A 13,547-nucleotide genomic window follows, 5' to 3' on the forward strand; every position below is an offset into this window, starting at 1 on the left:
TCTCCTTGTCGATCATCACCTTCTTGGCGCGACCGAGCATGTTGAGCGTGACGTTCTCGAGCTTGATGCCGAGATCTTCCGAGATCGCCTGGCCGCCGGTCAGGATCGCGATGTCCTGCAGCATGGCCTTGCGGCGATCGCCGAAGCCCGGAGCCTTGACGGCCGCGACCTTCAGACCACCGCGCAGACGGTTCACGACGAGGGTCGCAAGCGCTTCGCCTTCGACGTCCTCGGCGACGATGACCAGCGGCTTGCCGGTCTGCACCACGGCCTCGAGCAGCGGCAGCAGCTCGTTCAGCGAGGAGAGCTTCTTCTCGTTGATGAGGATGTAGGCGTCGTCCATCTCAACGCGCATCTTGTCGGCGTTGGTGACGAAGTAGGGCGAGATGTAGCCGCGGTCGAACTGCATGCCCTCGACGACGTCGAGCTCGGTCTCGAGCGACTTGGCTTCCTCGACGGTGATGACACCCTCGTTGCCGACCTTCTTCATGGCGTCGGAGAGGAACTTGCCGATTTCGGCATCGCCGTTCGCCGAGATGGTGCCGACCTGGGCGATCTCGTCGTTCGAGGTGACCTTCTTGGAGTTCTTGACGAGGTCGGCGACCACGGCTTCCACGGCCAGGTCGATACCACGCTTCAGGTCCATCGGGTTCATGCCGGCGGCAACCGACTTTGCGCCTTCACGAACGATCGCAGCCGCGAGCACGGTTGCGGTGGTGGTGCCGTCGCCGGCCGCGTCAGCCGACTTGGAGGCGACTTCGCGCACCATCTGCGCGCCCATGTTCTCGAACTTGTCGTCGAGCTCGATCTCCTTGGCGACGGTGACGCCGTCCTTGGTGATGCGGGGAGCGCCGAACGACTTGTCGAGGACGACGTTGCGGCCCTTGGGGCCGAGCGTCACCTTGACGGCGTTGGCGAGGATGTCGACGCCACGCAGCATCTTGTCGCGTGCATCGACGCCGAATTTGACTTCTTTAGCTGACATCTGGATTTTTCCTTAGGTGTTTAGCTGGTGGGGAGAGGGGGCTCTTAGGCCGCCTTCTTCTTGGAAGCGGGGACGTCGAGGACGCCCATGATGTCGCTTTCCTTCATGATCAGCAGGTCGACGTTGTCGATCTTGACTTCAGTGCCGGACCACTTGCCGAACAGCACGCGGTCGCCGACCTTCAGGTCGATCGGGATCAGCTTGCCAGCTTCGTCGCGGCCACCGGGGCCGACGGCGACGACTTCGCCCTGCGAGGGCTTTTCCTTGGCAGTGTCGGGAATGATGATGCCGCCGGCGGTCTTCTCTTCTGCGTCGATACGCTTGACCACGACGCGGTCGTGAAGCGGACGGAATTTCATGCAGTCCTCCTAAGTAGTTGCACGGTATGGGAATTTTTTGACATTAGCAGTCTGTGCCAGCGAGTGCTAGCACAGGCGAGGCTGAAATAGGACAGGAATTTTGCGGGGGCAAGGGCTTCTATCAGAAAAATCGGCACTCTGAAGGCCCGGGTGCCAGAATCTCTTTACCATCGTTAACCCGCCCGGTGACCGTATTAGCACGGAGCCGCCTCTGCTGCTAAAGCATTGAATTTCAACAGCTTGTTAAACTTTTAGGCTTGAGATGGATTGTCAGTTTGCGTCACATTTCTCTCATGTGAGCGCATCAGTACCGGGTGGCTCGTAAGGCGCACACCGACCAAGCCGCCCCTTGAATGCGCTCCTGCAAAGGAGGTTGGCATGGGCTTGCGGAGTGGGGGCGTTTCCGAAGATTTCCGGAAACAGCTTTTGGGTTACGGGCTGACGACGGCCCAAATTCTCTATCGGATGCCCGATCATCCCTCGCTTCTCCAGACCTACGTCTGGCAGAACTACGACATGTTTCCGAAATTTCCGGCGCTGAAGGATTTCCTGGCGTTCTGGCAGGAAAAGCTCGACGGTCCGCTCCATTCGGTGACCGTCGCGCATTCCAAGCTGATCAAGCCGGCCGAACTGCGCGCCGTGGATGGCGTGTTCCGGCTGCATTGAACAGCGCGCCGGCATCGTAGAGTGGGCAAAGGCGCGCTCGCGCCGTGCCTACCATCTCTCCACGATTGCATCTGGCAATGGTGGGCACGCTTTCGCTTTGCCCACCCTACGATATCTCGTTCTGTGCTAGCCTCCGCCTATAACAACAGGGAGGCGGCCCATGGCCAAGAAAACAAAATCGCGCAGTGCAGCCCAGGCCACGGTGAAGAAGCGGAGCGGAGCCAAGGCCGTGGCACGATCCTCGGCGCGCAAGGCGGTGAAGGCAAAGGCGCGCACGACACCGGCGAAGGCCGCTCCGAAAAAGCCCGCCCGTCCCAAGCAGCGCATCGCCATCAGCCATCACCGCGAGGAAGACTTCAAGGCCGACGGCCTGCGCGCCTACGCTAAGTATCGCGACCTCGGCATCGCCGAAGCCAGCCACGGCCTCGCGCAAGCCCACGTGATCCGCCTGCAAGGCCCCTGCGATCCGAACGAGGTGTCGAAGCTGCACTTCCACGACGTCGAATTCCAGATGGTCTACGTGCTCAAGGGCTGGGTGAAGACCTACATGGACGGCCAGGGCGAGACCTTGATGAAGGAAGGCAGCGCCTGGACCCAGCCGCCGAAGATCAAGCACATGATTTTGGACTATTCGGATGACGTGGAGCTGCTGGAGGTGATCCTGCCGGCGGAGTTCAGGACGGTGGAGTTGAAGGCGTAGCCTCTCTCCTCGTCATTGCGAGCGCAGCGAAGCAATCCAGACTGTCACTGCGGAAAGATTCTGGATTGCTTCGCTGCGCTCCATCCGGGCTACGGCCACTCAGCTCAACACCCCCACCACCGCCCCCATCAAACACGTCGTCAACGTCCCCGACACGATCGATTTCAGCCCGAGCGCGTTGATCTCCTCGCGCCGCTCCGGCGCCATCACCCCTAAGCCGCCGATCATGATGCCGAGGCTGGCGAAGTTGGCGAAGCCGCACATTGCGTAGAGCATGATCAGGCGCGAGCGGGGATCGAGCGTATCGGGCGGCAGTTTTGAGAAGTCGACGTAGGCGATCAGCTCGTTGAGCACGGTCTTGGTGCCCATCAGGCTGCCGGCGGTCACCGCCTGCTCCCAGGGCAATCCCATCAGCCAGCACACCGGCGCCATCACTAGGCCCAGCAGCCGTTGCAGCGAGATCGCGGCGCCGCCGATATCAGGCAGCAGGCCGAGGACGGCATTGACGAGATAGACCAGCGCCACCAGCACCAGCAGCATGGCGACGATGTTGATCAGCAGTTCGATCCCCGAGCTCGTCCCCTTCACGATTGCATCCATCGGGCCGGAGACGTCCATCTCGGGATCCTCCAGCGCGCCGCCGGTGCGCTTGTCTGAAGTCTCCGGCACCATGATCAGGCTGACGAGGATCGCGGCCGGCGCGCCCAGCACCGAGGCGATGACGAAATGGGCGGCGGCATCGGGAATGAGCGGCGCCAGCAGCGTCGCATAGAGCACCAGCACCGTGCCGGCGATGCCAGCCATGCCGCCGGTCATCACCAGGAACAATTCGCTGCGCGTCATCTGCGCCAGATACGGCCGCACGAACAGCGGTGCCTCGACCATGCCGAGGAAGATGTTGGCCGCGGTCGAGAGCCCGACCGCGCCGCCGACGCCCAGCGTCCGCTCCAGCAGCCAAGCCATGCCGCGCACGACCGGCGGCAGCACGCGCCAGTAGAACAAGAGCGTCGTCAGCACGCTCATGACAAGCACGATCGGCAGCGCCTGGAACGCCAGGATGAAATCGGCGCCCGGCACCTTCAGATCGAAGGGCAGGGGACCGCCCCCGACATAGCCGAACACGAAGGAGGAGCCGGCGCGGGAGGCCGCGGAGATCGCGCCGACCGCGTCGTTGATCGCCCCAAAAGCCCGAGCGACGACGGGCACTTTCAGGAGGACAGCCGCGGTGACGAATGTCGCGATGAGGCCAATCGCAGCCTGCCGCAGCGATACGGCGCGGCGATTCTCTGCCAACGCGAAAGCGATCAACAGCAATGCGAAAATGCCGAGTGCCGATTGCAAGCGCAGCATGGTGTCCCCAAACCCTCAATGATTATGGCCGCGCCCGCGTTGCAAACGCAATGCCGGGAGGTGACCTGAGCCTCTCGCTGTTGACAAGCAGGGGCGCCTCAGTCACGCGGGGGCACGTCGACATCAGGGGGCGGACGGTCCAGGGTGACCCAAGAGGCGATGCCAGAGCAGCCAATATCAGCCAGTCCGCCGGTCAGTGCCCGCGCGCTCCTCGCCCACCGCGCCTTCCTGTTCTTCCTGCTCTCGCGCAGCCTGTCGCGCTTTTCCAGCCAGATCGCGGCGGTCGCGATCGGCTGGCAGATCTATGATCTCACCGGCTCGGCCTTCGACCTCGGCATGGTCGGCCTCGTGCAGTTCCTGCCCACCGCGCTTCTGGTGTTCGTCGCCGGCCACGCCGCCGACCGTTTTGAGCGCAAGCGCGTGGTCCAGCTCTGCCAGCTCGTGGAAGCCGCGACCGCGCTCTATCTCGTGATCATCACCTATCTCGGCCTGGTCAGCGAGGTGCAGATCTTCATCGCGACCTTCGTGCTCGGCATTGCCGGCGCCTTCGAGAGCCCGACCACCGCGGCGCTGCTGCCGCTGATCGCGCCGCAGGGATCGCTCCAGCGCGCAACCGCAGTCGCGAGCGGCGCAGGGCAGGTCGCAACCATCACCGGGCCGGCGCTCGGCGGCTTTGCCTACGCGGTCGCGCCGCATCTTGCCTATGCCGTGATGCTGCTGTTCTGGATTCTCGGGATGATTTTGACCGGCTTCATCCGGCCGCGTCCGCAGGCGGTCTCCAAGGAGGGGACCGACGCCGACAACATCTTCGCCGGCGTCCGCTTCATCCGCAGCAACCCGGCGATCCTCGGCACCATCTCGCTCGATCTGTTTGCCGTGCTGTTCGGCGGCGTCACCGCGCTGTTGCCGATCTATGCCCGCGACATCCTCCAGACCGGCCCGATGGGGCTCGGGATCTTGCGCGCCGCGCCCGCGGTCGGTGCGCTGCTGATGACCATGGTGCTGGCGCGTCACGCCATCTCGCGGCATGTGGGCCTGCGCATGTTCCAGGCTGTGATCGTGTTCGGCGTCGCCACGGTCGTGTTCGCGCTGTCGTCGTGGATGTGGCTGTCGGTGTTGTCGCTCGCGGTTCTCGGCGCGGCCGACACGATCAGCGTCGTGATCCGCTTCTCGCTGGTGCAGCTCTCAACCCCCGACGAGATGCGCGGCCGGGTCGGCGCGGTCAACTTCCTCTTCATCAACGCCTCCAACCAGCTCGGCCAGTTCGAGAGCGGCGTCGCAGCCGCGCTGCTCGGCGCGATGCCTGCGGCCGTGCTCGGCGGCGTCTGCACCGTCGCGGTCGCGCTGCTGTGGATGAAGCTGTTTCCGAGCCTACGGCAGGTGGAGAGTTTGGAGTAGGGCTCCGCTCTATCATCCGTCGTTGCGGGGAGCAAAGCGACGAAGCAATCCAGAATCTCTCCGCGGAAACACCCTGGATTGCTTCGCTGCGCTCGCAATGACGATTGTGGAGGCAGCGCGGGGATTTAGCCGACGTCACCGCGTTTGCCAAAGGCAAGTCGCAACCCCACGCCGCCTACTGTGCATGGGGTTGTTTTTCACTTTTTTAGTTTAGCCCCGTCCGACGAACGGCATCTTGGTGGCCATCACCGTCATCGTCAGCACGTTGGCATCGAGCGGCAGGCCGGCCATGTAGGCGACGGCATCGCCGACCGCCTTGGCGTCCATGCGCGGCTCATGCTTGGTCGTGCCGTCGGGCTGCAGCACGCCGGGGCCGTTGACCATGCGATCGGTCATGGGCGTCGCGGCATTGCCGATGTCGACCTGGCCGACCGCGATGTCGTACATGCGGCCGTCGAGGTTGGAGGCCTTGGTGAGGCCCGTGATGGCATGCTTGGTCGAGGTATAGGCCGCCGAGAACGGACGCGGCGCGTGCGCCGAGATCGAGCCGTTGTTGATGATGCGACCGCCGCGCGGGCTCTGATCCTTCATGATGCGGAAGGCGTGCTGGGTGCACAGGAACGGGCCGGTGAGGTTGGTGTTCACCACCGCCTGCCACTGCTCGAGGCTCAGATCCTCGAAGTTCACCGCCGGCGCGCCCATGCCGGCATTGTTGAAGAGCACGTCGAGCCGGCCATAGGTCGCCTTCACCTTGTCGAACAGCGCGGCGATCGAATCCGGCTTGGTCATGTCGGCGGTGACGCACAGGCTCTTGCCCGCGGGGCCGAGCTTCGCGGTCTCCTCGAGCATGTCGAGCCGGCGCCCGACCAGCACCACGGTGAAGCCGGTGTTCATCAGCGCCAGCGACGCCGCGCGCCCGACACCGGTGCCCGCGCCCGTCACCACTGCGATCTTGTTTGCTTCACTCATCGTTTCCTGCCTTTTCTCTCTTCAAGTTGGCTGTCAGGTTTTTGGTTCTTTTTCGTTCTTGTACGGCGGCCGCGGAATGTTCTGATGCGCCGCGCGCAACGCTGCCGACCAGCGCGAACGGAGGTCGTGGAAATAGGGCTCGCCCGCCTCGATGCGGTGGTTGAGATCGGCATCGCAGGCGTCTGCGCGCACCACCAGCACGTCGATCGGCAGACCGACGCCGAGATTGGAGCGCATGGTCGAGTCCATCGAGATCAGGCCGGTCTTCAGCGCCTCGTACAGCTCGACGTCGTAATGCATGGCGCGGTCGAGCACCGGCTTGCCGTATTTGTGCTCGCCGATCTGCAGGTAGGGCGTGTCCGTGGTGCACTCGATGAAATTGCCGGCGGTGTAGACCATGAACAGGCGCATGCGCGCGCCTTTGATCTGGCCGCCGAACAGGAAGGAGACGTCGAAGGAAACGTCTTCGGATCTCAGCGCGGGTCCTTCGGTCGCGTGCACCGCCCGGATCGCCCGGCCGATGCGCTGGGCGGCCTGGAACATGGTCGGCGCGTTCATCAGCGTCTCGACCTCGCCCGTGGTGGGGTCCTCCAGGCCTTCGGTCAGCGTCGACAGCACCGACTGGCTGATGGCGAGGTTACCGGCGCTGGCGATCGCCATGATGCGGTCGCCGGGTTTGGAGAAGATGTGGAGCTTGCGGAAGGTCGAGACATTGTCGAGCCCGGCATTGGTTCGGGTGTCGGCGATCATCACCAGACCGTCCCGAACCAGGATTCCGCAACAATAGGTCATTTCCCGTCCCCGAACGCGTTTGCGCGGAATTACTAGCCAATTTCGGGGAGGCATGAAACCCCCGATTCCCCGGGGGAGGTCGTCATTCTCCGGCGAAACAGCTATCTCCGCCGCTCAGTCAGCGGCATCGACGAGAAACGCCTCGTCGACGGGGACGCCGAGCGCCGTGACCAGCCGGTTGGTCTCCGCGGCCATGCCGACGATGGCGAGCATCTCGCGATATTCGGCCTCGGTCATGCCCTTGGCCCGTGCGCCCGCGGTGTGCGAATGGATGCAATAGCTGCAGCCATGCGCGATCGAGACTGCGACATAGAGCATTTCCTTGATCTTGGGATCGAGCGCGCCGGGTGCCATCACCTCCTTGATGCTCTCCCAGGTCCGCCGCAGCGTCTTCGGATCATGCGCCAGCGCGCGCCAGAAATTGTTGACGAAGTCCGACTTCCGCACCTTGCGGATATCGTCGAAAACGGCGCGCGCCTCGGCGGAGAGTTCATCGTCCGAAAGCAGCTTTACGGTCGCCATGGGGTACCTCGCGGGGTCAGGTCTGATCCCGCGAGTGTAGCACGGCTCGAGCGCTCAGCCGGCATGCCCGGCCGAGCGGTGCAAGGCCAGCTTGCCGACGTCGACATATTGCCGCTGCTGCGCATGGGCGTGCTGCGCCCCGACGTGAACGTCGCGCAGGCGCCGCTGCAGCGGCGAGCTGTCGTAGACCGCGCTGCTTCCGGCCAGCGCAAAACAGGCATCCGCGATGCCGACGCAGGTCGTGGCGAGCCAGACCGCGGATCGGGCGCCCTCGATCATGAGGTCTTCGTCTCTCAGCGTGCCGGCCATCGCGCGGCGCCAGTGGCTGGCGATCTGCATCTCGAGCAAGGCCTGCGCAGCCCGGAGGTTGGCGGAAATCCGGCCGAGCTCGTACTGGAAGGTCTCGGACTCCCGCATCGGGACGGCCGCATACAATTGCTGCCTCCCGGTATGGGCCAGCGCAAGCAAGTCGTCGACAGTGCCTTCGGCGAGACCCACCGAGAATGCGCCGTGCACCAATGGCAACCATTGCCGCAACGCCTGATAGAGCGGACCCGACATGCGAGGGGGAGCTTCGACATCGAAGACATGGGTCTCGGGAACCAGCGTCTCCCGTAGCGTGATGTGATGGCTGCCGGTGCCTTTCAGCCCTGCCGCGTGCCAGGTGTCCTCGATCTCCCAGTCACGCGCCGGCAGCACAGCGACGCGAACCTGCGGCTTGCCTTGCGGGCCGGGGACCGGCTTGCCATTTTCGGTGACGATGCAGAACCCGCCGATCCAGTCGGCGTGGGTGCAACTGCTGGCGAACGGCCAGCGGCCCTTGACGCGATAGCCGTCGGCCACGCGCTCTGCCGTTCCACCCGGTTGGGATGAGCCGCAGATCGCCACGTCCGGACCGTCCTTATAAATTTGCTGGTACAGTTCAGGGTGTGCTGCGGCGGCGAAAAGGCTGCCGACTCCGCCGACAATCGAGATCCAGCCGATCGAGCCGTCGAGCTGGGTCAGTGCCTTGATAACCTCTAGTCCGGCCGGAAAATCCAGCTCCAGCCCGCCATGGCTCCGCGGAACGAACATCCGGAAGAGCCCGATCGACCGCAGCCGTTCCACGAGGTCGGGCGGGACGCGGCGTGCGGCTTCGATCTCGGCGGCGCGGGCCTTGATCTCGGGAGCCAACTCCCGGATCCCCGCAAGCATGTCTTGGTGGGGATCGCGCAGGGGCACGGAATGCTTCTTGTTCTTGTCGTGAAGCCGCATCTGTCTCAACCTCTGTTGCGGAAACGGATCACAACGGAGGTTGAAGAGATGGCGCTACGGGACGGTTTCAGCGCGGGCCGTCGTCGATTACAGCTATAACGCTGCGACGTGATTGCGCCGCGGATGCCTCGTGACGAGATACCGCAGCGCCTAGCTCTGCCGCTGTGACTGCGACTGCGATTGCCCGCCGCGGCCGGCCTGCTCGACCTTGACCGCGACCGTCAGCGTCTCCGCACCGCCACCATAGCGGGTGCCGCGCACGGGGGCTGCGCCGAGATAGTCGAGCCCGATCGCAACGCGGACATGGGCGTCGGTGGTGCAGATGCAGTTGGCGGGATCGAAGCCGACCCAACCGAGACCGTCGACGTAAGCTTCCGCCCAGGCATGGCCGGCGTCCTGGTGCACCGTGCCGTCCGAGCGCAGGAAATGGCCGGAGACGAAGCGCGCCGGCACGCCGCCACTGCGGGCGCAGGCGATGAAGATATGCGCGTAGTCCTGGCAGACGCCGCGCTTGAGCGTGAACGCTTCGGCCGCCGAGGTGCCGCTGTTGGTCGGATCCTCGTCGAAGGTCATGTGATCGCTGATTTGCGTCATCAGCGTGTGCAGGAAGCCGAGCGTGTCGCTCTCGGCCTCGCTGCGCAACTGCCGCGCGACCGCCGTCATCGCCGGATTGACGGTGGTGAGGGCGGTGGCGCGCAAGAACATGCCGGCCGGAAAGCGCTCGTCGGCGCCGCGCAGCACGCCGCCGGTGTCGTGGGTCTCGATCAGGCCCTCGGCGGTGATCTTGATGTCACCAACGGGTCCGCAGGACAGCACATGGGTGACGTTGCCGAAGGCATCCTCATGGGTGTCGAGCTTGGTGTCGGTCGAGACGTCGATCTGCCACTCCGCCACATACTGCCCGTCATGGCTGCCGGGCGTCATGCGCAGGATCTGGATCACGCTGGTGGCCGGCGTCTCGTAGCGATAGGTCGTGGTGTGCAGGATTCGCAGGCGCATGGTGGACCGTGAAGTTAGTGGTTAGACCCGCTGCCTATTGCGAAGAAGCTCGTCATGCCCGGGCTTGTCCCGGGCATCCACGATCTTCCTCGCCGCGCAAAAGCAAGAACGTGGATGGCCGGGACAAGCCCGGCCGTGACGATATCCCGTTTTCGTCAGCCGGGGGACATCAGATCAAATACTGCTTCGTGATGATTTCGCCCAGCCTGGAATTGTCCGTGATGAATTCCTGAATGAATTCATGCACGCCGTGCTGGAAAATGTCGTTCATATTGCTGTGTTCCAGCCGGTTGCGGATGCCGCGGGCATGGCGCTGGGCGGGGCCCTGGCGGCCATAGGCGACGCCGATCTGGTCGAGATTGCGCACGAGATTGCCGTAGCAGCTTGCCAGCGAGCGCGGCAGCGTGTCGTTGAGGATGAGCAGGTCCGCAATCAGCCACGGCTTCAGCGTCTCGCGATAGACCCAGTGATAGGCCGTCAGCGCCGAGACCGAGCGCAGGATCGAACTCCACTGATAGAAGTCGAGGGGGCCGCCGACATGCTCCTCCTCGGGAAGCAGCACGTGGTACTTCACATCGAGGATGCGCGCGGTGTTGTCGGCGCGCTCCAGATGCACGCCCATCCGCGAGAACCAGTAGGCGTCGTTGCGCAGCATGGTCCGGTAGGCCGAGCCGTCGAAGCGCAGCGAAGTCTCCTGCACGAAGCGCAGGAATTTTGCGAGATCCTCGCGCGTGGAGGTGCCCTTGCTCCAGACCTCCTGGAGTTCGATCCAGGCCGAGTTGATGGTGTCCCACATCTCGCTGGTGAGCGCGGTGCGCACCGAGCGCGAGTTCAGCCGCGCCGCCTCGATGCAGTTCCTGATCGATGATGGATTGCTTGCCGAGAACGAGAGGTAGTCGACGACGTTGTGCTCGTTGGCGACTTCGTATTGCTGATAGAAGCTCGCGGCGACGCCGGCGGTGAGAAGCGCCGAGTCCCATTCATTGGTCTTGCCGATATAGGCGGCGGGAAGCGCAGTGACGCGCAGCGTCGCATCGATCGTGCGCGCGAGATATTCGGCCCGTTCGACATAGCGGGCGAGCCAGTAGAGGTTTTCGGCGGTACGCGACAGCATCTGACTACTCGTCCAGGATCCAGGTGTCTTTGGTGCCGCCGCCCTGGCTCGAATTCACCACCAGGGAGCCTTCCTTGAGCGCGACCCGTGTCAGCCCGCCGGGCACGATCGTGGTGCTCTTGCTGCCGGTGAGCACGAAGGGGCGCAGGTCAACGTGGCGTGGCGCGAGGCCGCTTGCCGTACAGGTCGGGCAGGTCGAGAGCGCCAGCGTCGGCTGCGCGATAAAACCTTCCGGCTCGCGCTTGAGCTTTTCGCGGAAGGCCTCGATCGTCGCTTTCGTCGCGGCAGGGCCGATCAGCATGCCGTAGCCGCCGGAGCCGTGGACCTCCTTGACGACGAGCTCGCCGAGATTGTCGAGCACATAGGCGAGGTCCTTCGGCTCGCGGCAACGCCAGGTCGGCACGTTCTTCAGGATCGGCTCCTCGCCGAGATAGAATTTCACGATGTCCGGCATGTAGGAGTAGATCGCCTTGTCGTCGGCGATGCCGGTGCCGACCGCGTTGGCGAGCGTGATGTTGCCGGCCGCATAGGCCGACATCAGCCCGGGCACACCGAGCACGGAGTCGGGGCGGAAGGTGAGGGGGTCGATGAAATCGTCGTCGACGCGGCGATAGATCACGTCGATCCGCTTCACCCCCTCGGTCGTCCGCATGAACACTTCGTTGTTCTTGACGATGAGGTCGCGGCCTTCGACCAGTTCGATGCCGAGCTTGTCGGCAAGGAAGGAGTGCTCGTAGTAGGCAGAGTTGTAGACGCCGGGCGTGAGCAGGGCGACCGTCGGCTCGCCGGAGGCGCCTTGCGGCGCCACCGAACGCAGCGCGGAAAGCAGCTCGTCCGGATAGCGTTCGACCGGCGCCACCCTGTGGCGGGCGAACAGGTCCGGAAACAACCGCATCATGATCTCGCGGTTTTCCAGCATGTAGGACACACCCGACGGGGTACGGGCATTGTCCTCCAGCACGATGAAGTCCTCGGCATCGACCCGGACGATGTCGATGCCGGCGATGTGCACGTAGACGTCGTGCGGCACCTGCTGGCCGTTCATCTCGGGGCGGAACACTGGGTTCTGGAAGATCAGGTCGTCGGGCACGACCTCGGCGCGCAGGATGTCGCGGCCGTGATAGATGTCGCGCAGGAACATGTTGAGCGCGCGCACGCGCTGCTTCAGGCCCTTCTCCAGCAGCGCCCATTCCTTGCCGGACATGATTCGCGGGATCACGTCGAAGGGGATCAGGCGCTCGGTGGATTCGGAATCGCCATAGACGGCAAAGGTGATGCCGATGCGGCGGAACAGGAGCTCGGCCTCCTGGCGGCGATATTCGAGCGCCTCGGGAGGCGTCTCCTTGAGCCAGCGCGCCAGCTCCTGATAGGCGGGGCGAAGGTCCCCGCCGGGAATGTTCATTTCATCAAACGCGACTGCCATAGATCCCGACTTGTCTCCGCAAGGCGTTGCGCCATTCGACAGGTCGCTAGGCCTTGGTGAAGACCGCAACGTCCTGGCCATGCGGCAAGAGTGCATGACTCTGAGGAGGTAGCAAGGGCTGGGCCAGCGCGATAAGCATGGAGTTGTGGCATTTGCCGGGGACAGCCGGGAGGGTGCCTCAAAAAATGGCTGAGGACTGCTTATTTCGGCAGCAAAACCGCGTGACTTCAACGCGTTACCTCGGCAAAGTCGGGCCGACAGGTGAGGGACTTAAGGTATGAGCGACATCGTCACGGCGGGCATTCTGGTCATCGGGGATGAAATCCTGTCCGGCCGCACCAAGGACAAGAATATCGGCTTCATCGCCGAATACCTGACCAATATCGGCATCGACCTGAAGGAAGTGCGGGTCGTCTCCGACGACGAGGACGACATCATCGCGGCGTTGGATGCACTGCGGCATCGCTACGCCTATGTCTTCACCACCGGCGGCATCGGGCCAACCCATGACGACATCACCGCCGACAGCGTCGCCAAGGCGTTCGGCGTCGGCATCGACCACCATCCGGAGGTCGTCGCCCGCTTCCGCGAGCGCTGGAGCGAGCAGGACCTCAACGAGGCCCGCCTGCGCATGGCCCGCATCCCCGATGGCGCCGAGCTGATCCAGAGCGCGACCATCCTCGCCCCCGGCTTCAAGATCGGCAATGTCATCGTGATGGCCGGCGTGCCCTCGATCATGCAGGCGATGATGGACATCGTCTCGCCCAAGCTGAAGTCGGGCGTGCGCATGCTGTCCGAATCGGTCCGCGCCAATGCGCGCGAAGGTGACATCGGCAGCCCGCTGCGCGCGATCGCCGCCGCCCATCCCGACACCATCATCGGCAGCTATCCGTTCATGGACGAAGATCAGAAGCCGAACACCAATCTGGTGGTGCGCTCGCGCGACGCGGACAAGCTGGCAGCGGCGATGGCGGCGGTGAAGGAAATGCTGGCGGGATTGAACGTCACCCGGTAGC

Annotated in this window: 14 protein-coding genes; 4 read left to right on the forward strand and 10 right to left on the reverse strand. The window is 64.0% G+C overall.

The window, feature by feature from the left end:
* Positions 1-985, reverse strand: a 985-nt coding sequence (gene groEL, locus CT676_RS39320; RefSeq protein WP_135216885.1) for a chaperonin GroEL, incomplete at its 3' end; no start/stop codon positions are given.
* Between the two features lie 44 nt (positions 986-1,029).
* Positions 1,030-1,344, reverse strand: a complete 315-nt coding sequence (locus CT676_RS39325; RefSeq protein WP_008139213.1) for a co-chaperone GroES — start codon at positions 1,342-1,344, stop codon at positions 1,030-1,032.
* 378 nt (positions 1,345-1,722) lie between these two features.
* Between CT676_RS39325 and CT676_RS39330 the strand changes: the two genes are divergently transcribed.
* Complete coding sequence (locus CT676_RS39330) at positions 1,723-2,010, forward strand: usg protein (protein WP_014494242.1); 288 nt, start codon at positions 1,723-1,725, stop codon at positions 2,008-2,010.
* Positions 2,011-2,170: 160 nt separating this feature from the next.
* The gene (locus CT676_RS39335; protein WP_135216886.1) at positions 2,171-2,710 is read left to right on the forward strand and encodes a cupin domain-containing protein; all 540 of its coding nucleotides are present in this window, start codon (positions 2,171-2,173) and stop codon (positions 2,708-2,710) included.
* A 99-nt stretch (positions 2,711-2,809) separates the two neighbouring features.
* Here CT676_RS39335 and CT676_RS39340 read toward each other — a convergent pair whose 3' ends face one another.
* Entirely contained in the window at positions 2,810-4,060 is a 1,251-nt protein-coding gene (locus CT676_RS39340) for a nucleoside transporter C-terminal domain-containing protein (protein ID WP_135216887.1), read from the reverse strand.
* A 159-nt stretch (positions 4,061-4,219) separates the two neighbouring features.
* Between CT676_RS39340 and CT676_RS39345 the strand changes: the two genes are divergently transcribed.
* Complete coding sequence (locus CT676_RS39345; RefSeq protein ID WP_135216888.1) at positions 4,220-5,458, forward strand: MFS transporter; 1,239 nt, start codon at positions 4,220-4,222, stop codon at positions 5,456-5,458.
* A gap of 210 nt (positions 5,459-5,668) precedes the next feature.
* Here CT676_RS39345 and CT676_RS39355 read toward each other — a convergent pair whose 3' ends face one another.
* The 7 genes from CT676_RS39355 to CT676_RS39385 all read right to left on the reverse strand — a co-directional run bounded on the left by CT676_RS39355 (position 5,669) and on the right by CT676_RS39385 (position 12,531).
* Complete coding sequence (locus tag CT676_RS39355) at positions 5,669-6,427, reverse strand: SDR family oxidoreductase (protein WP_135216890.1); 759 nt, start codon at positions 6,425-6,427, stop codon at positions 5,669-5,671.
* A 33-nt stretch (positions 6,428-6,460) separates the two neighbouring features.
* Positions 6,461-7,219 carry a proteasome-type protease gene (locus CT676_RS39360; RefSeq protein ID WP_028150003.1) on the reverse strand — a complete coding sequence of 253 codons (759 nt, stop codon included), beginning with the start codon at positions 7,217-7,219 and terminating at the stop codon, positions 6,461-6,463.
* A 114-nt stretch (positions 7,220-7,333) separates the two neighbouring features.
* Positions 7,334-7,741 (reverse strand): carboxymuconolactone decarboxylase family protein, encoded by a 408-nt coding sequence (locus tag CT676_RS39365; RefSeq protein WP_135216891.1) that lies wholly within the window; start codon positions 7,739-7,741, stop codon positions 7,334-7,336.
* 54 nt (positions 7,742-7,795) lie between these two features.
* Complete coding sequence (locus tag CT676_RS39370; RefSeq protein WP_135216892.1) at positions 7,796-8,995, reverse strand: acyl-CoA dehydrogenase family protein; 1,200 nt, start codon at positions 8,993-8,995, stop codon at positions 7,796-7,798.
* 150 nt (positions 8,996-9,145) lie between these two features.
* Positions 9,146-9,994 (reverse strand): transglutaminase family protein, encoded by an 849-nt coding sequence (locus CT676_RS39375; protein ID WP_135216893.1) that lies wholly within the window; start codon positions 9,992-9,994, stop codon positions 9,146-9,148.
* 169 nt (positions 9,995-10,163) lie between these two features.
* Positions 10,164-11,108 (reverse strand): alpha-E domain-containing protein, encoded by a 945-nt coding sequence (locus tag CT676_RS39380; protein WP_028150006.1) that lies wholly within the window; start codon positions 11,106-11,108, stop codon positions 10,164-10,166.
* A gap of 4 nt (positions 11,109-11,112) precedes the next feature.
* Complete coding sequence (locus tag CT676_RS39385) at positions 11,113-12,531, reverse strand: circularly permuted type 2 ATP-grasp protein (RefSeq protein ID WP_014494252.1); 1,419 nt, start codon at positions 12,529-12,531, stop codon at positions 11,113-11,115.
* A 277-nt stretch (positions 12,532-12,808) separates the two neighbouring features.
* Between CT676_RS39385 and CT676_RS39390 the strand changes: the two genes are divergently transcribed.
* Complete coding sequence (locus CT676_RS39390; protein ID WP_063982453.1) at positions 12,809-13,546, forward strand: molybdopterin-binding protein; 738 nt, start codon at positions 12,809-12,811, stop codon at positions 13,544-13,546.
* The last annotated feature ends 1 nt before the right edge of the window (position 13,547 follow it).

It is taken from the genome of Bradyrhizobium sp. MOS001 (assembly GCF_004634465.1).
Taxonomy (GTDB): Bacteria; Pseudomonadota; Alphaproteobacteria; order Rhizobiales; family Xanthobacteraceae; genus Bradyrhizobium; species Bradyrhizobium barranii.